We start from the raw sequence: 411 nt of genomic DNA, 5'->3' as shown, positions 1-411 counted from the left end.
CACGAAGGCCGGCTTCGGGGAAGTCGCACTGCTAGGCGAGGCTCGGGACGACTGTCGGCAATGGGCCGACCAGCGCAGAGCATGCGGGTTGGTTGGTGCTCAGAGGTCGATACCTTTGAAGAGGCTCGACGCGTCCTCAGTCTCAACGCCGAGGTAACAGACTGTGCTGTCCATCTTCGTAAGCGCTGTCCCGGCCCAACCTTTATGCCGTCATCCTGATAGGATCATTGGGCGACTGTGGTTGGGTCGGAGTTTATCCACGGAGCCTAGATTAGAGGTTCTCCCGTTCGGCAGACGTAGCCGTCGGAACCGGAGGTCGCCGGACGAGGTGAAGGTCTGCGTCGTCACGGAGACGTTGATGCCGGGCGAGAGGGTGGCGAATGTCGCGAGGCAACACGGCGTCAGCCACGC

The 411-nt window shown here is 61.8% G+C and carries 1 protein-coding gene; it reads left to right on the top strand.

The genetic code is table 11. From position 1 onward, the window contains the following. Window positions 1-163: 163 nt before the first annotated feature. Window positions 164-411: transposase (locus Q4F04_RS15670; protein WP_303370717.1), on the top strand; the 248-nt coding region annotated here is incomplete at its 3' end.

The sequence above is a fragment of the Paracoccus sp. (in: a-proteobacteria) genome (assembly GCF_030536915.1).
Taxonomy (GTDB): domain Bacteria; phylum Pseudomonadota; class Alphaproteobacteria; order Rhodobacterales; family Rhodobacteraceae; genus Paracoccus.
This window is presented reverse-complemented; position numbering and strand designations above follow the sequence as displayed.